The organism is Spirosoma oryzicola, assembly GCF_021233055.1.
Classification (GTDB): domain Bacteria; phylum Bacteroidota; class Bacteroidia; order Cytophagales; family Spirosomataceae; genus Spirosoma; species Spirosoma oryzicola.
Window position 1 is genome coordinate 4119950 of the sequence record NZ_CP089538.1, and the last position, 19187, is coordinate 4139136.

The window sequence follows — 19187 nt, forward strand, 5'->3', positions numbered from 1 at the left end:
ACCGTATTTTTCATACCGTTATTCCTGCGCAGTCGTTAATTATTCGATAAAACATAAACGTGGTACTGCGTACGATCGCTCGTTTCTTACTTGTACGTCCTCTCAATCAACGCCTGGCATACGTATTGATAGCTCATCAACCAGCAGTATTCTTTACCTTTTCCACATGAATCAATCACCTTATCGCCTTCTCATCGTAACCATTTTTATAGGTATTCTTGGACTAGAGGGTTGCAAAGATGCTCCGCTTACATGGCCCACTCCGGGAACTGGCGGTAATCCGGCACCGCCCGCTGTGGTCGTTCCACCCGCTACTGTCGTATCGTCAAGTACCGTTGGTCCTTTTACGTACACGGTCCCGGCTCAGGAAGCCGAGTGGCTGAGCTACAACGGCAACCTGATCAATGGCCGCGCGATTGGAGCTACTACGGTTCAGGAATCGGCCACGCTTCGGCTGGAAGTACGGAAAGAGTACGGCGGATCGATCCAGATCTACGACAAGACGACCAATCAATATTTGGTTAATTTCTTCGATAAAGGGCGCGAATCGGGTTTTGCTTCTTACGCCGGGCCTCGCTCCTTTGCCGATGATTCACCCCGCTGGAAAGGTGTGGGGTACAATCCGTTGCAGGCGGGTGACGATGGTGGCAATTCCTCGCCGGTATTATTTCACGGTCTGATTAATGGGTACATCTACACGAAAACGCAATGCCTTTCCTGGGCGCATCAGGACAAGCGACTGCTGCCTTTCTTTTATGAGCAATGGGTACGGCTCGATGAGAACAAGGTGCATGTAAAAGTGCGTCTGACAAACCAGCGTGGCGACAAAGGTTTTTACAATTTCGAGGAACAGGAGTGGCCGTTTCTGATGATTAACGGAGCCAAGAGCGTTCGGTTTTATAACGGATCGGCTCCGTTCACCAACGCAGCAACGAGCACATCGGACGGTATCGAGCGGGCGCAAACGCAGGGCGGATCGATTATTACGCAACAGATCTCGTCCTTTTACCTGACCGAACCCTGGGAAGCCGTTGAAATTGGCGCAAACCGGCTGATTGGCCTGTATTCACCCGAGATGTACCGGGCAAATTATAACGTTGCGGCAATTCCGGCTCACGATAATTGGGAAGGCGGCAATACCATGACCTATTTGGGCGGGCGGGTTTTCGATCCGCTGGATAGCGACAATACATGGCTGAAAGAATTCACGCTTATCGTGGGTACCGAGGCCCAGATTCGGGAGCATGTGTATGCGCAACCGCGCCTGACTAAACCCGATTTCTGGTTCGACAAGACCAACGGCCGCAATCAGTGGTACGTGTTTGATGGCGGCCACGACCAAAAGCAGCCATTCCGGGTAGACAACTGGACCGTCACCTACGACGGCCACATCGACAACGGGCCGCTGAACGCTCGGGGAACAAAAATTCTTTCGTCGACGGGAAGCTGGCGGGCCAGCGACATTGATACGATCTACATTCGAATGGGTTATAAAGGTCCCGAGCAGCAACTCAACCTGACCTGGCTTCTGAACGGACAGTCGCCCGATGGCATTAATCCGGAGTTTCCTATTCAGAATTCACTTGTGTTTCCGCGCGGAGCACGACCGCACTATGGTCAGGTTTTGCCGATTTCCGTCGTCAACGATGGGCAGATCCGCACGTATCGCATACCCATGCGCCATAGTTTGTGGAAAGATATCGTTCAGCAATTCGAGATTATTCATACACAAGGAACATCGGTGATTGCGCCCGGCGAACAAATTGAGCTGGTATATTTTGGGACGACGAATCCAGACAAGTAAATTCGGGCTTTCCGGCTATATTACACGATGCAACATCAACCGCGCATTGTTGTCTTTTAGCCCGAAAACCGTTTCATTTTACTATTTCATTCGCAAATCATTTCCATGAACAAACGAATCGGGCTGCTGGCCGGACTAACCCTCTCTGTGGGTATCGCGCTGGCACAGAACAAGCCCAAACCGGAGGACGTGCAGACGTTCACGCTCAAGAACGGCATGAAATTCATGGTCCTCGAAGACCACTCTATCCCCAACGCCAACTTCTACACATTCTGGAAAGTCGGTGCCCGCAACGAAGTCCACGGCATCACGGGGCTGTCGCACTTTTTCGAGCACATGATGTTCAACGGGGCAAAAAAATACGGTCCTAAACAGTTCGACCGGGTGATGGAAGCCAACGGCGGTTCGAACAATGCCTACACGACCGAAAACACGACGGTCTATACCGACTGGTTCCAGAGCGGTGCCCTCGAAACCATCTTCGACCTCGAATCCGACCGCATCCGCGACTTAGCGATTGACCCCAAGATGGTGCAGAGCGAACGGGGCGTCGTGCTGTCCGAGCGCAGTACGGGTCTGGAAAACAGCAACTACCGTGTCATCAGCGAACTGGTCAAATCGGTCGCTTTTGTCGAGCATCCGTACATGTTTCCGGTCATTGGTTTCGAATCCGACATCAAAAAGTGGACGCAGGAAGATTTAGAAAAGTATTTTAAAACCTATTACTCGCCCAACAATGCCGTTGCGGTGGTCGTCGGTGATGTGACGGCGGCTCAGGTAAAGAAGCTGGCCGAAAAGTACATCGAGTCGATTCCGGCCCAGAAATTACCCGACAGCCTGCGCACGGTAGAACCGGCCCAAAACGGTGAACGGCGCGTGACAACCTACAAGGACATTGCTACGCCGAACATTCTGATGGCGTACCACACCCCCGAAGCCCGCAACCCCGACTACTACGCGCTTGATTTGCTGAGTGGTGTGTTGAGTTCGGGAAACTCGTCGCGGTTGATTAAATCGCTGGTACTCGATTCGACCATTGCCTCGCGGGCGTCCAGCTACTTTGGCGAGTCGTTCGATCCGAACCTGTTTTCGGTCTACGCCATTGCCGCCAGCAATGTTTCGGCGGAGCAACTGGAAAAATCGGTGCTTAACCAGATCGACAAAGTCATCTCGGAAGGCATTACCGACGTTGAGTTGCAGAAATTGAAAAACCAGAAGCTGATGGAATTCTATCGCACGATGGAAACAATCAACGGTAAAGCCAATTCGCTCGGCACCTATGAGCTGTTTTTCGGCGATTACAAAAAGCTGTACGAAGCACCGGCGCTTTACGAGAAAGTCACCAAAGAAGACATTCAGCGCGTGGCCAAAACGTATCTGACGGCCCGCAACCGCACGGTTGGCTATCTGCTGCCAGAGCCAAAAACCAACCCCGCGAAAAATAACTAACTACGATTATTCATCCCCAATGATTCAAAGACCGACGGGCTTTGTAGTATGAAAAAAATAGTCATAATCATAACCGCCTTGCTTATAGCGGGCGTGTCGCTGGCGCAGACATTCAAAGTGCCACCTTACCAGAAGTTTAAACTCAAAAATGGCTTGACCGTCTACCTGATGGAACAGCGCGAAGTACCGCTGATCAACGTGTCGGTGGTCTTCGACGCGGGCGCTGTGCAGGATGGCAACCGCTACGGCCTAGCCAATATGACCGCTGATGCCTTGTTGTTTGGCAGCTCCAAGTACACCAAAGCGCAGCTGGAAGAAAAAGCGGAATACGTGGGAGCCAGCGTAGACACCTATGGCGGAAAGGAAGTAGCGAAACTAACGGCTTCATTTGCTGTGAAAGATCAGGATCTGCTCTTCGACATTATTCAGGACGTAATCACCAAACCGACGTTCGACAAAGGTGAGTTCGACAAGTATAAACAGCGGCAACTGCTCCAGCTAACGCAGCAAAAAGAAAGTCCGCGTGGGGTTGTCAATTCGTATTTCAACCGGTTCGTATTCGAAAACCACCCGTATGCCAACCCGATTTCGGGAACCCCTTCGTCGGTATCGGCCATTACAGCGAATGACGTTCGGCAGTTTTACCAGAAAAACTACACTGCCGACCGGGCGGCCATCGCGGTTGTGGGTGACTTCAATACGGCTGCCATGAAAAAGCGGATCACCGATTTGTTCGGCAACTGGAAAACAGCCGCGGCTACCTCACCCAAACTAACGGACCCAACGGTTTCGTTCGACAAAAACCGGGTCTTGCTGGTCAACAAAGACGATGCCCGCGAAACGACCTTTTTGATTGGCGGCAAAGGCATCACGCAAAACAATCCCGATTACATTCCGGTCGTGGTAGTCAACACCATTCTGGGCGGTCGGTTTACGTCCTGGCTCAACGACGCGCTACGCGTCAATTCGGGATTGACCTACGGGGCCGGTAGCCGGTTCGGTACGTTCCGCAACAGCGGTACCTTCGCCATTTCGACGTTTACGAAAGTGAGTACCACCACGGAGGCCATTGATATGGCCCTTCAGGTACTGGACAGCCTGCACCGCACGGGTATCGACGAGAAAACGCTGCTTTCGGCTAAAAACTACGTCAAAGCCGATTTCCCGCCCCGATACGAATCCGCCGGTTCGCTGGCCGACCTGCTGACGGATATGTTTAGTCTGGGTTTTGACGAGTCGTTTATCAACAATTTCCAGAAGAATGTCGATGGATTGACGGTAGCGAAAACGCGGCAAATCATCGATCAGTATTTCCCAAAAAACAACCTGCAATTCGTGCTGATCGGCAAAGCGGATACCATCCGCGAAAAGGTCAAGAAGTACGGCACAATCACCGAAAAGGAAATTAAGGCCGACGGCTTTTAAATAACGCGCCCATCTGGTCCCCCCTCGAATACACTGTCCGGTAAATTCGTACCGACACATTGATTCGGGACGGACCGGATGGCCGTCTTACGCGTTTATGGCCTATATTTGTCCGCTCGTTTTAGGTTTGCCCTTCTCGTAAGGGTGATTAAAAGGGAACACCGGTGTAAATCCGGGGCTATTCCCGTAGCTGTAAGTTCTAATTACCAGCTGATAACTAAAAAGCCACTGCCGTTTGGCGGGAAGGCGTTGTCGGTAGAACAAGCCAGAAGACCTGCCTCAAACGAATTCATGATTCGAGCTTTCGGGTAAAAAGCCGGAGATGAAAGACAGTTCGGTTAGGTGGCGCGTCACCTGTGCGGTCACAAACGAGCAACGGTTCGTTTGTCTTTTATTTCAGTTTCCGACAGCTCATTACTTAATCTCATTTTACCTGATTAATGATGAGCAAAATCAGTACGTTTCTTTCGGCGGCTCTGGCCGTATCCTCCCTGTCCGCTCTGGCGCAGGACAATCCACAAGTTCCTTCTTCGAACTCCGTTCAACTGGATGCCGTGACGGTCACGGCCAACAAGATCGAACAAAAGCTTTCCCAAACCGGCAAAGTCGTTACGGTACTGTCTGACTCGGTATTGCAACGCTACGCAACACAATCCGTGAGCGAACTGCTGTCGCGGCAGGCCGGTCTGCAAATCGTCGGTTCGAATGGACCACTCGGCACCAACACCGACATTTTTCTACGGGGAGCCTCAGCCGGTAATACGTTGATTCTGCTGGACGGACTGCCGGTTTATGATCCGTCTGGCGTAGCGAACACCTTCGACCTGAACCTGCTGACCGTGGGCGAGTGCGACCGGATCGAAATCTTACGGGGAGCGCAATCAACCAGTTACGGTTCCGATGCAGTGGCGGGCGTCATCAACATTTTTACGAAGCGCGCGAGCAGCAATGCCGTTGGCCGAAAGCCGTTTGGCGTGAATGCAACGGTTAACTACGGTACGTACAAAACTTTTCGGGGAAGCGTGGGCGTAAGCGGCCAAACCAATAGGCTATCGTACAACGTGCAGTACACGCGGCTGTCGTCGGCGGGTTTCTCGTCGGCCACCGATCCCACCGGCACAAATAATTTTGACAAGGATGGTTACCGGCAGAACGCCTTACTGGCCAATTTCGCGTTTCAACCAACGTCACGGCTTACGCTGAAAGTACAGGGTTTGACGACGGCCTACTCCGCCGACATCGACGCCGGAGCGTTTGCCGATGATAAAGATTTCACGTTCAAGAGCCAGTTCAAGCGGTTAGCGACTGGCTTTGATTACAAACACGCCCAGGGCAAACTGTCGTTTAACTACAGCATCGGTGATAGCCGCCGGATGTTTAAGAACGACTCGACAGCGGTTGAGCCGAACGCATCAGAGATTTACTCGTACCAGCAATACGGAGGGCTGGCTCACTTTGCGGAAGTGTATCACAACCTGAAGCTAGGTTCCTGGGGCGAATTGCTGACTGGTGCGGATTATCGTTTTAGCAACACCGACCAAAGCTACCTGTCGATCAGCCAGTACGGTCCTTACCAGTCGCCATCCATTGGAAAAGATACCGCTCGTGTTGGGCAAGTTGGTGTGTATGCCACGGCCATCCTCACCCCATACCGGGGTCTTTCGGTTGAGCTGGGTGGTCGATTTAACCGGAATTCGTTGTACGGAAACGTGTTTACGTACTCGTTTAACCCGTCTTACCTACTGTCGGATCGGATCAAGATCTTTGCTAACCTGTCGTCGGGATTCCGCGCGCCTTCGCTTTACCAGTTATTCTCGCCGTACGGCAACAAAACACTGCGGCCCGAATACAGCGTCTCCACCGAAGCCGGATTGCAAGTATTCACCAAAAGCCGCACGGCCTGGGTCCGGGCCGTTTATTTCGACCGGCAGATCAAGGACGTTGTATTTTTTGAATCGCTGAACAGCGCACCCTTCGGTCGTTATATCAACTTCGACCGGCAGCACGATCACGGTCTGGAACTGGAAGCACAGGCGGCTATCAACAAACTGACCCTGTCAGGCAACGTAACCTGGCTAACGGGTAAGGTAACGACTGCTAATGCCGGACGCGACACGACCTACAACAACCTGTTTCGGCGACCCAAGACACAGATCAACCTGAGCGTAGGCTATCAGATTATACCGCGCCTGTTCGTTTCCGCCACGATGCGCTCCATTGGTGAGCGTACCGATCGTTTTTATAACGGAGAAACCTTTACAACGGAGAGCGTGACGCTGGCCTCTTATACCACGATTGATCTGTACGCGGAAGGGCAGATTACGCCTAAACTGCGTTTATTCGCTGATGTCCGTAATTTGTTTGACCAAACCTATTACGATGTCTACGGCTATAACACCCGCCGTCGGAATGCGAACATTGGTATTCGCTTTACTTGGTAAGGGGTAAGGCAGTCAAATCGGCTCATTGGTAACGAAGATGATGCATTCAGGCCGGTTGGCAGCAACCAGAGAACAACAACGAGGTCTTTCGCAAACGGGTAACTAACCGGAGTACGCGGAGGGTAATTTCAGGCACAAAAAAAGCGTCAGGGAGCGCGGTATGTCAGCAATAAATCGGTTCTTTGTCTAATAAAATAGCTCAGCCGTAACGTTTATGACCATGCGTACTCTTCTACTCAACAGCCTTAGCCTTGCTTTTCTGACGCTTTTTAGTGAAGCCTGCCACGTTGGAGATGCCCCGCCTTCGCCCTATGAGCGGGGTGCGTACGTTGTCAACGCCGGTTCTCCCTCAGCCAATAACGGGACAATTTCCTTTATCGCTCGCAACACCAATACGGTTACGAACGATGTGTTTACCGCTGCTAATGGACGATCCTTGACCGGCGTTATCAAAGACTATGTAGAGATCGATGGGAAAGGGGTGATTCTGCTCGATAACAACGCTGCGGGTCAGGATAAAGTTGAAGTCGTTGAATCGGGTACGTTTAAATCACTGGTGACGTTCCAATCACCGGACGTAGAAAATCCGCGATTCGTTATTTATGCCGCCCCCAACAAGGCGTATATCAGTTGCTGGGATGCCGTAGGAAGCGGAGGAAACGCCTTTGCTAACCCCGGCTATATCCTGGTGCTGAACCTAGCCTCCCGGACCGTCAGCAAAAAGATACCGGTTCCGAAAGGTGCCGAACGCATGGTACTAGTCGACAAAGAAGTGTTTGTGGGCAGCGCGGGTGGCGAACGGGTACTCACCGTGATCAATACAGACACGGATGAGGTTGTTCAGCCGGGTATCGATGCGGGCGTCAATGCTAATCCAGTCGGCTATGATTTCAATCAAAAGCTGTGGGCCTATGTATCGTCAACCAACGAAATGGTGCGCATCAATCCAGCGACGAAACTAGTCGAAACCCGGCTGCGCGTTGGCAATGGCTCCCGAACGCCCAGCGCCATCACGCTGAGCGCCGACCGAAAGCTTTTTTTCTTTGTCAATTCCTACAACGATAACGGCAGATTGCGGGGCGAAACGTACCGTTTTTCGATCAACGATACGGACATTCAGGCCAGTACACCGTTTATACGCCGTTTCTTCAGTGGACTCAGTACAGACCCCAATGACGCACGCGGATTGATTTATGCCGCTGTGACGCCTTCGAATGATCAACCGGGTTACGTGCTTCGCTACCAGCCCAACGGCGCTCTGGTTGACTCCGTTCGGGTTGGCATTGCCCCCAGCCGTTTCTTCTTCCGGTAACTATCTGGTACGTCTTGAGGGGTAGCGCTAATTCAGCGGTGTTGTCAGAATAGACAGGCAGGTTTTTATACCTGTCCGTAAGTTACCGAGTCGTAAGTTTTCGTTGGGGCTATGCTGGTTGTTGTCCATGTTAACCAGCGGAACGATGACTGCCGGAATGTTCAGCGCCTGAATAAACGGAACAACGGGTACCGTTCCTCCCATGATACGGATGATTACCGGGTCCCTCCTGACCGGATCTTTCCCAAACCCATCGGTCAGTGCTTTTCGCAGCCAGACGCCCATCGGTTCGTTAATATTCGTTCGGAAAGCTGGCGTACCTGCATTGCCTTCGAAGTAAACAAGCTGCGCGTATTTCAATCGTTCTTCGGGTGTAGGTACATGGTCCAGTACGGTAAACCCTTGCTTTTCGATGTGCTTGCGGACCAGTTCGACCATCCGTTTTCCGTCGGTTTCGGGCACCAGCCGAATGTCGAACAGCGCGGTAGCTTCACTCGGCACAATGGTTGCGGCCCCTTTGCCGATCTCAGCGGACTTCATGCCCCGGACATTCAGCGACGGATATTGCAGCGACTCCTGGTAATTACTGCCTACTTTGTCCTCCTGGGTAATCAGCAACGCTTTGTTGATGTCCTGTTCCTTATCCGGCACGGCGGCCATGATCTTTTTTGTTTCATCATCGAACGCGATACCCTCGTAGAAATCCGGAATCAGGACCCTCCCCTGCTCATCTTTCATCGACGTAATCAGCCGGGCGAGCCGAAAGGCCGGATTGGGCGCGTAGTTGCCAAAATGACCGCTGTGCTGAGGGGTAGCAGGTCCGTAGGTCGTAATGGTGAACCCGGCGTTTCCCCGACAGCCGAACGTGAGCGTTGGCAGGTTGGATGAATGCATCGGACCGTCCATGACAATCATGTAATCGGCCCGCAATTTATCTTTATACGTGTCCAGTGCCCCTTTCAATGAAGGTGAGCCTTTCTCTTCCTCCGAATCAATGATGATTTTTACGTTGAAAGGCGGGGTTTTCTTTTGGTCCTGTACAATGTCGAGCGCGTTGAGCATCATAATGATCGGCCCTTTATCATCCGACGTGGACCGACCGAACAGACGCCACTCGTCGTTAACTACTGTCTTAGGTGGATTAGAACTCAATTCTTTATAGTCACCGGCGCCCGTTTTCTCCTTCAGTACGGTCACAAACGGATCTTTCTGATTCCATTCATTAGCCCGTACCGGTTGACCGTCCAGGTGAAAGTAAAACAGAACCGTTTGGGTAGCTTTAGGAAATGTTTTCTCGGCCAGAACCAGCGGCAGATTAGCGGTTTTGAGTACGGTTGTCTGGAATCCTCGTTTCGCCAACGCTTTTTCGGTCCACGCAATGTTGTTGAGAATATCCGATGCATTGACCGCGTCATTGGGTAAGGCCACATACGCGCTAAGCTCATCGATGGCAGGCCATAGCTGCTTGTCAACCAACGCGTCTATCTGCTTAGAACTCGGACTCTGCGCTAAAACACTACCTGGATAACTAACGACAAGCCAAAAAGCAATCCAGACAAGGCACTGACAGCGGAGTTTGACAAAAGGATAGTAGTATTGATTCGTTTGCTGAAAAGTCATTTTGACATGCTATGATAAGACCTGTAGCGAATTAAAACACACAACCGTTCATAAAAAATAATCTACCGGATAAATGGCTAATTTCAATAGATAGTAGATAAATATCTTAAAATAAGCACAAGTCTGTTCTTTCTAATAGACAAAAAAAAATCCCGGCCAGATTTAGTCTGGCCGGGAGTCAACAGATAAGGAAAGCTTATTGCTTACGATCCGCACATTTCGCAACCTTCGGGATCGTCGAGCGAGCAGGTCATAGCAGCGTATTGCTGTTCGAGGTCGGTTACCATCGGCACCGGCGTTGGTACAGCGTTGGTAGCGTGCTCTTTTGCGTACTGCGCGTAATCGAGTGGCTTCTCGATGGGTGCGGTTTCGGCCATAGCGGGCTCCAGCTGTGGTTCGGCTTGTGGCTGAACAACGGTAAACTTAACGGCATCGGCAGCAGCTTTGGTACGCAGGTAGTACATACCCGTTTTCAGACCTGCCTTCCACGCGTAGAAGTGCATCGATGTTAGTTTACCAAAGTTCGAATCCTGAATGTGAATGTTCAACGACTGCGACTGACAGATGTACGCACCCCGGTCGGCGGCCATGTCGATGATATTTTTCTGCTTGATCTCCCAAACCGTTTTGTACAGCTCTTTGATATTCTGCGGAATACCGGGAATCGCCTGAATCGACCCGTTGGCCAGGATCAGGTTGTTCTTCATGGTATCGTTCCACAAGCCTAGTTTTACGAGATCTTTAAGCAGGTGCTTGTTAACCACGACAAACTCACCCGACAACACACGACGCGTGTAGATGTTGCTTGTATACGGCTCGAAGCATTCGTTGTTACCCAGAATTTGCGAGGTCGAAGCGGTTGGCATCGGTGCCAGCAATAGCGAGTTCCGAACGCCGTGTTCAACAACCTCTTTACGCAGGCTTTCCCAATCCCAACGGCCCGACTTTGGTTTCACCGGTTCGCCGTCACGGTCCCACATATCGAACTGGAAAATACCCTGCGAGATAGGTGAGCCTTTCCAGGTTTCGTAAGGGCCTTGTACTTTCGACAGTTCCATCGAAGCGGTCATGGCTCCGAAATAGATAGTTTCGAAAATATCTTCGTTCAGGCGACGCGCTTCATCCGACTCAAACGGCATCCGCAGCAGGATAAAGGCATCCGCCAAGCCCTGCACGCCCAAGCCAATTGGCCGGTGGCGCATGTTGCTCCGACGCGCTTCATCAACTGGGTAATAGTTGATGTCGATGATTTTGTTCAGGTTACGCGTAGCCGTTTTGGTAACCTCGTATAACTTATCGTGGTCGAACCGCAACATACCATCGTTACCGCGTGTGATGAACTTCGGCAATGCTATCGACGCCAGGTTACAAACCGCTACCTCGTCGGGAGCCGTATATTCAATGATCTCCGTGCACAGGTTCGACGACTTGATCGTACCCAGGTTTTTCTGGTTCGACTTTTTGTTGGCCGCATCTTTGTACAGCATGTACGGCGTACCCGTTTCGGTTTGCGATTCCAGAATCTTGAACCACAAATCCTGCGCTTTTACCGTCCGGCGGGCACGGCCTTCGCGTTCGTAGCGGGTGTACAGTGCTTCGAATTCTTCACCGTAGCAATCCGCCATACCGGGGCATTCGTGGGGGCAGAACAGCGACCAGACATCATTGTCCTCAACCCGCTTCATGAACAGATCGGGCGTCCAGAGCGCGTAGAACAAATCACGGGCACGGTTTTCTTCTTTTCCGGAGTTCTTTTTCAGATCCAGGAAGTCATAGATATCCGCGTGCCAGGGTTCCAGGTAAATAGCGAACGACCCTTTGCGCTTACCACCGCCCTGATCGACGTAGCGCGCCGTATCGTTAAACACGCGCAGCATCGGGATGATCCCGTTACTGGTTCCGTTGGTACCTTTGATGTAGGTTCCGGTTGCGCGAATGTTGTGAATGCTCAGACCGATACCACCCGCTGATTGCGAGATCTTGGCGGTTTGTTTCAGCGTATCGTAAATACCTTCGATGGAGTCGTCCTGCATCGTCAGCAGGAAGCAGCTCGACATCTGTGGCTTAGGTGTTCCGGCGTTGAACAGCGTTGGCGTTGCATGAGTGAACCACTTCTCACTGAGCAGGTTATAGGTTTCGATAGCCGCGTCGATGTCGTCCATGTGAATACCTACAGCCACGCGCATCAGCATATGCTGGGGCCGTTCGGCAATCCGTCCGTTGATCTTCAACAGATACGACTTTTCGAGGGTTTTGTAGCCGAAATAGTCGTACCCATAATCCCGATCGTAAATGATGGTAGAATCCAGCAAAGCCGCGTTCTGGCGAACTACCTCGTAGACCTCTTTCGAAATCAGTGCTGCGTTCTCCCCGGTCTTAGGATCTTCGTACGTATACAGCCGTTTGATGGTACCGGAAAACGATTTGTTCGTCTCTTTGTGCAGGTTCGAAATAGCAATCCGAGCGGCCAGGATGGCGTAATCGGGGTGCTTGGTGGTCATTGAAGCGGCTGTTTCAGCGGCCAGATTGTCGAGCTCAGTGGTTTTCACACCGTCATAGAGGCCGTTAACCACTTTCATGGCAACCTCCACGGGCTGAACATAAGCCGGATCTAGGCCGTAGCACAGTTTTTCGATCCTGGCGGTAATCTTGTCGAACTTAACCGACTCCCGGCGTCCGTCACGTTTGATTACGTACATGAGCGTTATGATTATATTTTAATATATGGAATAAATATTGAATTCAAGAAATTGAAGTTTCCAGGAGAAACGCCGACAGGCTTGCTCGCATCATTTCAGTTGGCAGTCATGTGTAAGTAACTAAAGAAACAAAGTTGGCCTAGTTAGCCGCTGCCAGACTAAAATCGAATTTTAAAGTTCTATTGAAATAGACGGAAAAGCAACCCCGAAGGTTCGGGTGTTCTTGCAATTCGTTAAAACGTTCAACTCTGCCGGAAGGTTAAGAAATTGTTAAGCCGTAATCCTTAGCGACTTATCAAATACCCAAGTGGAGAGCTATGCTAAGAAAAATAAAAATTGATTTTACTGACTGGTTACGGTGCACAAGCAGGTTTGACGGAGGGCACTCATGCCGTACTGAGGCTTCTAAAGATATAGAAAATAGCTAGTAGTAACACCTAATTCGCCGTCCAATGTTAGCAAACGGACATGAGTATTCGCTTGATAATCATCTACGCAAAGAACCCTAGAAACTGCTTGTCAATCCGCACAAAACCACGTACCTTTGCGTTCCTTTTCGGTCGGAAACCGAGAAGATGACAAGAAACTGAGATTAGATTATGAAAAAGGGCATTCACCCGGACTACCGCGCAGTGGTATTCCACGACCTGTCGAGCGATTACAAGTTCCTGACGCGTTCGACGGTTCAAACAAAAGACACGATCGAGTTTGAAGGCCAAACCTACCCGCTCGTTAAGATCGAAGTTAGCTCGCAGTCGCACCCATTCTACACCGGTAAAAACGTGTTGCTGGATACGGCGGGCCGTGTGGACAAGTTCCGCAAGCGTTACGGCACAAAATAAGCCTAAGAAGAGCTCAACTCTTTTTAGTATACCATCAAAAAAACCTGCTTGGTCTAGACCGGGCAGGTTTTTCTTTTTACAGTCGGTTTAGCTGGATGTATAAGCGTACCAATCAGGAGCAGAAACCTTATTTGATCGATTGCCAACAGAGCGTCATTTATGTTTACGATAGTCGGTTATCAATGACAGCTATTCTTATAAAACTTCTCAAATAATAGTATTTAACCGTAAATTTTCGTGTAACCAGTCACACTTTGGCCTGTAATTTGTCAAGTTAATCTATGGATCTATTCTATACCTCTTCTTGCTCAATCATTAATCAGGCTATGCCTGCCCTCTGCTATGACACTCACGTTTGGCCACTATACCCTTCTGATGGCTACCCGCCACGGGGTGACCTTACACCAGCTTGCAGAACAAACTAACTTCGACCCGAAACTCATCTTTTATCTCCTCGAAGAGTTGGTTAACCATGACCTATTGAGAACCAGCCAGCAGGCCAACGAAGAGCAGGACTACTACGAATTAACCGATATAAGTTTTTCCTATATCCAAGAGTACGAGCGGCAAAATCCTGATTTGATTATCAGTGGCTCCATTGATTCGAACCGATAAGCGAACGATTGTTTCGCTATGTTCAGGCTACGCGCTCAAGATGTTTCTTGGCCAGACGAGCAATCATCCTTTCCTCCATATTTAGTAGCGAATACTCTTCGCCTTTGTACGGAATAACGACGCCCATGACGGCATCATAAATGCCAAGCGGAGCTATGTCCTGATCGTTGTCAGCTTTACTTAAATAATCAGTTGCTTGCTGTAGCGACGGAAACCCTTTTGCTACCGGGAAAGCAAATAGTGTAAATACGGATATGTATTGCATAGGTTTCGGTTAGTCTACCTATATATACGAATGAAGCTTGCCTATAGTTTTACTTTGAACTACAAATTGTTAACATTTTTTTATAAAGGTAACAAAATTAGAATTAATAACGCAACAAACAACAAAAGCCAGATCCTAAGATCTGGCTTTTGTACGATGACTTATCTTGCTAAACTAGTTGTCGCTGGGCTCTATGACGCAGCCTAACTGTTGCTGTACGGCTTTGGCGAAAGCAACCTTGTCCGATTTCCGGTACTTCTCAATTTGTTGTGTTTTAGACGGTGGACAGAAATCCTGCTGTATGTGCTGGCAGGCACCCCACATGGCAGGATTCAGTTTAATTTTGTATTGCCGAATCGGCGTATCTTCGCTAAACCAAAGATTAATTATATTACTGACGGTTGGTTTAAGAACAACACTCATGATCTGTTTGACTAACAGGATTTAAAATTGCGGCCCAAAAATAAAGAATAAAACAATCGTAGCCCATAAAATATGAGTTAACGGCTGGAGAACTGAACCGAATGGTAACCGCATCTTACCAACTCTTCAAAACCCGGCTCTATCCTCCCAAAATTCCATACCAACAACAGTAAGGCCCCCTTTTCGGTATTACCACTCCAACGACAATTCCGGGTAAGTTATTAGCTGTAACTGCCAAATAAGCCTAAATTTCTTGCGACAGAGACGATTTGTGAAACGGCAACTCGTCACTAAGCTGGGGAAGGTAGTACGATGCTCTCTACTAACAAAAGCAGAATTATCCGGCATGTAGTTAAAAATCGAATTAGTAACGCCTACTCCGCCAGTGATGCATTTTGCACAAATAGTAACTAACTAAATCCAAGCTGTAGCGTTACTACGTTAATATACAACGAGTAAAGCCGCTGCTTCACACAAGTACCATCTTCTAATCCTATGCAGTTATGGACACCAATACCACCGTATCCTATACCCTGCGTCAGCGGACGGTACAAGATCACAAGCGACGTGAAAGAGAAATTTATCTGGAATTGTGGAATGCCTTGTCCGACCTGCTCGCTATTCCCGCTACCGAGCTGACTCACGAACAAACAATTCAAATGGATAAGATCGCTAACCTGCTGTATGAATACGAAAATAAATTATACCCACTCCCAAAAGATACTGTATCGTTCACAGCAGGTTAAATTATGAGTCGTCTACTTTGCAGCCACATTTGTGCTATCCGTCAACGGTCTGGATCGCAGTAGATTCAGCATCCCGTTTAAAACGTTGCCAGTTCATCCACGGAGATTCCCCAGGCACAGGCGTAATGACCCAGCGGGCACGCCGATTTACCGTGCAAGGTGCAGGGTTTACACTCCAGTTCTTCGCGCGTCTGTACCACTCTTGACTGATCCGCTAGTGGTCCAAAACCAAATTCCGGCACTGTCGAACAGAAGATGGCCGTAGTGGGCGCGTTCATCGCTGAACACAGGTGCATCGGGGCGGAATCGTTCACGTAATTCATTCTGGCCCCTTGCTGCAAAGCGGCAGACTGCAACAAGCTTAGTTTACCAGCCAGATTAATGACTGCTCCCGCTGGTCGACCGACTTGCGCAAGGATGGTATCGCAGACCGGCGCGTCGGTGGGTGCACCCAGTAAATAAATCGTCGAGTCGGAAGGTAGTTTCTGGATTAGCTCAACCCAACGCTCGGCGGGATACTGCTTGGTAAACCACACCGATGTTGGTGCCATGCAGATGTAGGGACGAGTCTGGTAAGGGCGGACGGTTTCGTAATCAGCGCCAGACGGATACAGCTTAGGCTGCGCAACAGGAGCCTGCAACCGAAGCGGTTTTAGAAACTGGGCGTTTCGCTGGACCTCGTGTACACCGGGTTCGATGTGGTGCTCGATACGGTACGTAAAGAACCGAGAAAAGGGATTATTCGCAAAGCCAATCGTTATCCCTGCTTTCGACAAAGCCGTCAGCAACCCCGTTGTACCAAACCGCTGAAGGTTTAGCATAACGTCATAGTTGCGGGAGCGGATAAGGCCAAGTAATCGCCAGAGGCTGCGATATTTACCGTCTTTTTTTTCCCAGATCAATACCTCATTAATAAACGGATGATTTGCCAGCAGACTCTCGTTACCTTTGCGAACCAGTACGTCCAGTACGGCATCGGGCCGGGCCAGACGAAGCTGTTCCAACAGAGCCGTAGCCAAAATCACATCGCCAATGAAGGCAGTTTGACAGATCAGGAACCGGGGCGAATTGGTTACGGTTATCATTAGCGCGCTTACAGCGTCAATTGCTTAAGAATGGAAGATTACGAAGTATATACCCTGCCCAATGGCATCCGAATTGCTCATAAACAGATTCCGCATACCCAGATCGCTCACTGCGGGATCATGCTCGATATCGGAAGCCGCGATGAACAACCCCACCAGCAGGGATTAGCCCATTTCTGGGAACATATGGCCTTCAAAGGTACAGAGAAACGAAAATCGTACCACATTATCACACGACTAGAAACGGTTGGTGGTGAATTAAACGCGTATACAACGAAAGAAAAAGTTTGTTTTCACGCGTCGGTGCTGGGTGTTCACTTCGAGAAGGCAGCCGAACTGCTGGCCGACATTACGTTTCACTCGATCTTCCCCGAAAAACAGATCGAGCGCGAACGGGGTGTTGTTCTGGAAGAAATGGCCATGTATTACGACTCGCCGGAAGATGCGATTCAGGACGATTTCGATGAGCTGGTGTTTCCAAATCATGCGTTAGGGGGCAATATTCTTGGTACCAATGAAACGGTTAGTTCATTCCGGCGCGAAGACCTGCAACGGTTCATCGCAGAAAACTATGATACGAGCCGGATTGTATTTGCTTCAGTGAGCAACCTGCCGTTCAAGCAAGTTATTAAAATAGCCGAAAAATACCTTCGCGATGTACCGACGCAGCATTCGTCCCGTCAGCGTAAGACGCCCACGGATTATATTCCCCGGCATACGCGGGTAGAGCGTCCCATCACACAGGCTCAGTGCGCGCTTGGCCGGCCCGCCTATGGCTTGACCGATCCGCGCCGACTACCGTTTTTCATGCTTGTCAACCTGCTGGGCGGACCGGGTATGAATTCTCGACTTAACCTCAACTTACGTGAGAAATACGGCTTGGTTTATTCCATCGACGCCAGCTACACGCCTTATCTCGACACAGGTTTTCTGGGTATTTATTTTGGCACCGACCCGAAGAAAGTAGACCGGGCGCATAGCTTGATCAACAAAGAGCTGAAACGTCTTCGTGAAGAACCGCTTACTACCTTGCAGCTTCACCAGACCAAGGAGCAGCTCATTGGACAGTTGGCGATGGCCGAAGAAAGCAACAATAGCTTTATGCTGATGATGGCCAAGAGCCTGCTCGACATCGACCGGGTAGAAGCGCTGAACGACATCTTCAATGACATCAAAGCTGTTACGGCGGATGAACTGCAAACGCTGGCCCAGGAAGTTTTCGAAGAAAGCCAGTTCAGTTCATTGACGTTCGTACCGGAGAAATAAGTTACTTACAACACAACGCATGTTTTGGGGGAGTCGGTTTTCAGAAGCCGACTCCTTTGTATGTTTACGGGTATTGATACTGTTTTCACACCACATGGCCCTATTCCTCCCCGTTTATGCCTGGAATTGCTTTACGTTTCTTACTTTTTTTGATACTGATTACTCGTCAAACTCACGCGCAACCGGCTCTTTCCCGGCTTGTGGTGTCGGATTCGTTACTCAAAAACCATGTTTATGCCCTAGCCGATAAGCGTTTCGAAGGTCGTCAAACGGGTACAAAGGGGCAACAGGAAGCGTCTCTGTATTGTGTCCGCTCCTTTCGCCAAAGCCATTTGTCCGCCGTGTTTAGCCTCGATTCGCTTAGAGGTTCTTTACGCCAACCGTTTTTCTATTCACGGAGCCGTATCAAGCCATTCGGTGCCCGATCAGGGCTTGCCGCCAGTTCATACGAACAGTACGAGTTGATTTCTCCTCCGTTGACCACCGACGATAGCAGTCAAGTCATTATGGGACACAACGTAGCTGGTCTTCTTATCGGTACTGATTTGAAAAAAGAGATACTGGTGCTGTCTGCCCACTACGATCATCTGGGTCAGAATGGGGACGAGATTTACCACGGGGCCGATGATAATGCCTCGGGCACAGCGGCCCTGTTGAGTATCGCTTCTTTATTCGACAGCTTAGCGCAAAAGGGTATTCGAAGCCGCCGGAGCTTACTGTTTGTGCTCTTTTCGGGCGAAGAACAAGGATTGCTTGGGTCGAAACACTTTGTCAACAATAGCCCTATTCCCTTACAGCAATTTATTGCTGATCTGAATATAGACATGGTAGGACGAACGGACTTCAAACACCGGAAAAATCATAACTATTGCTATTTGATCGCGGGAAAAAACGACGACATGCTGCGTAAAACCGCCGATGCGGCCAACAAACAATCCGTCGCCATTGACCTGGATTATGCACACGATAGCGAGAATGATCCAAATCAATATTTCTACCGATCTGACCACTACAACTTTGCCCGGTTCGGTATACCCGTGATGTTCTTTTCGGACGGTGAACACCCCGATTACCACCGCCCCTGGGATACAGCGGACAAGATAAATTACGGTGTCTTGCAAAAACGGGCTACGTTGGTCTTTCAGACAGCCTGGCTATTAGCCAACCCACCTCAATAAACGGTGTGGATATGTGG

15 protein-coding genes and 1 riboswitch are annotated in these 19187 nt (G+C 49.9%); of the genes, 10 read left to right on the plus strand and 5 right to left on the minus strand.

The window, feature by feature from the left end; all coding sequences use genetic code 11:
* The first annotated feature begins 166 nt into the window (after positions 1–166).
* The 5 genes from LQ777_RS17435 (at position 167) to LQ777_RS17455 (ending at position 8431) form a co-directional block, all read left to right on the plus strand.
* A complete protein-coding gene (locus LQ777_RS17435) occupies positions 167–1804 on the plus strand; it encodes a hypothetical protein (protein ID WP_232559215.1) in 1638 nt (545 codons plus the stop codon).
* A 105-nt stretch (positions 1805–1909) separates the two neighbouring features.
* A complete protein-coding gene (locus LQ777_RS17440) occupies positions 1910–3253 on the plus strand; it encodes a M16 family metallopeptidase (protein WP_232559216.1) in 1344 nt (447 codons plus the stop codon).
* A gap of 48 nt (positions 3254–3301) precedes the next feature.
* Positions 3302–4678, plus strand: a complete 1377-nt coding sequence (locus LQ777_RS17445) for a M16 family metallopeptidase (protein ID WP_232559217.1) — start codon at positions 3302–3304, stop codon at positions 4676–4678.
* A gap of 106 nt (positions 4679–4784) precedes the next feature.
* Positions 4785–4974, plus strand: a riboswitch (cobalamin riboswitch).
* A gap of 144 nt (positions 4975–5118) precedes the next feature.
* Complete coding sequence (locus LQ777_RS17450; RefSeq protein WP_232559218.1) at positions 5119–7119, plus strand: TonB-dependent receptor plug domain-containing protein; 2001 nt, start codon at positions 5119–5121, stop codon at positions 7117–7119.
* 220 nt (positions 7120–7339) lie between these two features.
* Entirely contained in the window at positions 7340–8431 is a 1092-nt protein-coding gene (locus LQ777_RS17455; RefSeq protein ID WP_232559219.1) for a DUF5074 domain-containing protein, read from the plus strand.
* Between the two features lie 27 nt (positions 8432–8458).
* Here the strand turns inward: LQ777_RS17455 and LQ777_RS17460 are convergent, their stop codons facing one another.
* Both LQ777_RS17460 and LQ777_RS17465 read right to left on the minus strand, forming a co-directional pair.
* A complete protein-coding gene (locus LQ777_RS17460; RefSeq protein ID WP_232559220.1) occupies positions 8459–10051 on the minus strand; it encodes a M20/M25/M40 family metallo-hydrolase in 1593 nt (530 codons plus the stop codon).
* Between the two features lie 203 nt (positions 10052–10254).
* Complete coding sequence (locus LQ777_RS17465) at positions 10255–12750, minus strand: ribonucleoside-diphosphate reductase subunit alpha (protein WP_232559221.1); 2496 nt, start codon at positions 12748–12750, stop codon at positions 10255–10257.
* A 599-nt stretch (positions 12751–13349) separates the two neighbouring features.
* Between LQ777_RS17465 and LQ777_RS17470 the strand changes: the two genes are divergently transcribed.
* Together LQ777_RS17470 and LQ777_RS17475 are read left to right on the plus strand one after the other, a co-directional pair.
* A complete protein-coding gene (locus LQ777_RS17470) occupies positions 13350–13592 on the plus strand; it encodes a type B 50S ribosomal protein L31 (RefSeq protein WP_232559222.1) in 243 nt (80 codons plus the stop codon).
* 342 nt (positions 13593–13934) lie between these two features.
* On the plus strand, positions 13935–14207 hold the full coding sequence (locus LQ777_RS17475; protein WP_232559223.1) for a hypothetical protein: 273 nt from the start codon (positions 13935–13937) through the stop codon (positions 14205–14207).
* Between the two features lie 22 nt (positions 14208–14229).
* Here the strand turns inward: LQ777_RS17475 and LQ777_RS17480 are convergent, their stop codons facing one another.
* Together LQ777_RS17480 and LQ777_RS17485 are read right to left on the minus strand one after the other, a co-directional pair.
* On the minus strand, positions 14230–14472 hold the full coding sequence (locus LQ777_RS17480) for a hypothetical protein (protein ID WP_232559224.1): 243 nt from the start codon (positions 14470–14472) through the stop codon (positions 14230–14232).
* 174 nt (positions 14473–14646) lie between these two features.
* The gene (locus LQ777_RS17485; RefSeq protein ID WP_232559225.1) at positions 14647–14895 is read right to left on the minus strand and encodes a hypothetical protein; all 249 of its coding nucleotides are present in this window, start codon (positions 14893–14895) and stop codon (positions 14647–14649) included.
* A gap of 503 nt (positions 14896–15398) precedes the next feature.
* Here LQ777_RS17485 and LQ777_RS17490 point away from each other — a divergent pair.
* Positions 15399–15641 carry a hypothetical protein gene (locus LQ777_RS17490; RefSeq protein WP_232559226.1) on the plus strand — a complete coding sequence of 81 codons (243 nt, stop codon included), beginning with the start codon at positions 15399–15401 and terminating at the stop codon, positions 15639–15641.
* A 77-nt stretch (positions 15642–15718) separates the two neighbouring features.
* On the opposite strand, the gene LQ777_RS17495 is transcribed toward LQ777_RS17490, so the two are convergent.
* Positions 15719–16726: a glycosyltransferase family 9 protein gene (locus LQ777_RS17495; RefSeq protein WP_232559227.1), complete on the minus strand. Its 1008-nt coding sequence runs from the start codon at positions 16724–16726 to the stop codon at positions 15719–15721.
* 30 nt (positions 16727–16756) lie between these two features.
* Here LQ777_RS17495 and LQ777_RS17500 point away from each other — a divergent pair, with 30 nt between their 5' ends.
* Together LQ777_RS17500 and LQ777_RS17505 are read left to right on the plus strand one after the other, a co-directional pair.
* On the plus strand, positions 16757–17992 hold the full coding sequence (locus LQ777_RS17500; protein ID WP_232559228.1) for a M16 family metallopeptidase: 1236 nt from the start codon (positions 16757–16759) through the stop codon (positions 17990–17992).
* A gap of 116 nt (positions 17993–18108) precedes the next feature.
* A complete protein-coding gene (locus LQ777_RS17505; protein WP_232559229.1) occupies positions 18109–19170 on the plus strand; it encodes a M28 family metallopeptidase in 1062 nt (353 codons plus the stop codon).
* Positions 19171–19187: the final 17 nt, after the last annotated feature.

Excerpts from the sequence above, each read along its gene's own strand:
- LQ777_RS17465 (WP_232559221.1), bottom strand. The coding sequence starts at position 12,750 with ATGTACGTAATCAAACGTGACGGACGCCGGGAGTCGGTTAAGTTCGAC.
- LQ777_RS17470 (WP_232559222.1), top strand. The coding sequence starts at position 13,350 with ATGAAAAAGGGCATTCACCCGGACTACCGCGCAGTGGTATTCCACGAC.
- LQ777_RS17480 (WP_232559224.1), bottom strand. The coding sequence starts at position 14,472 with ATGCAATACATATCCGTATTTACACTATTTGCTTTCCCGGTAGCAAAA.
- LQ777_RS17440 (WP_232559216.1), top strand. The coding sequence starts at position 1,910 with ATGAACAAACGAATCGGGCTGCTGGCCGGACTAACCCTCTCTGTGGGT.
- LQ777_RS17475 (WP_232559223.1), top strand. The coding sequence starts at position 13,935 with ATGACACTCACGTTTGGCCACTATACCCTTCTGATGGCTACCCGCCAC.
- LQ777_RS17490 (WP_232559226.1), top strand. The coding sequence starts at position 15,399 with ATGGACACCAATACCACCGTATCCTATACCCTGCGTCAGCGGACGGTA.
- LQ777_RS17435 (WP_232559215.1), top strand. The coding sequence starts at position 167 with ATGAATCAATCACCTTATCGCCTTCTCATCGTAACCATTTTTATAGGT.
- LQ777_RS17495 (WP_232559227.1), bottom strand. The coding sequence starts at position 16,726 with ATGATAACCGTAACCAATTCGCCCCGGTTCCTGATCTGTCAAACTGCC.
- LQ777_RS17450 (WP_232559218.1), top strand. The coding sequence starts at position 5,119 with ATGATGAGCAAAATCAGTACGTTTCTTTCGGCGGCTCTGGCCGTATCC.
- LQ777_RS17505 (WP_232559229.1), top strand. The coding sequence starts at position 18,109 with ATGCCTGGAATTGCTTTACGTTTCTTACTTTTTTTGATACTGATTACT.
- LQ777_RS17455 (WP_232559219.1), top strand. The coding sequence starts at position 7,340 with ATGCGTACTCTTCTACTCAACAGCCTTAGCCTTGCTTTTCTGACGCTT.
- LQ777_RS17460 (WP_232559220.1), bottom strand. The coding sequence starts at position 10,051 with ATGACTTTTCAGCAAACGAATCAATACTACTATCCTTTTGTCAAACTC.
- LQ777_RS17485 (WP_232559225.1), bottom strand. The coding sequence starts at position 14,895 with ATGAGTGTTGTTCTTAAACCAACCGTCAGTAATATAATTAATCTTTGG.
- LQ777_RS17500 (WP_232559228.1), top strand. The coding sequence starts at position 16,757 with ATGGAAGATTACGAAGTATATACCCTGCCCAATGGCATCCGAATTGCT.
- LQ777_RS17445 (WP_232559217.1), top strand. The coding sequence starts at position 3,302 with ATGAAAAAAATAGTCATAATCATAACCGCCTTGCTTATAGCGGGCGTG.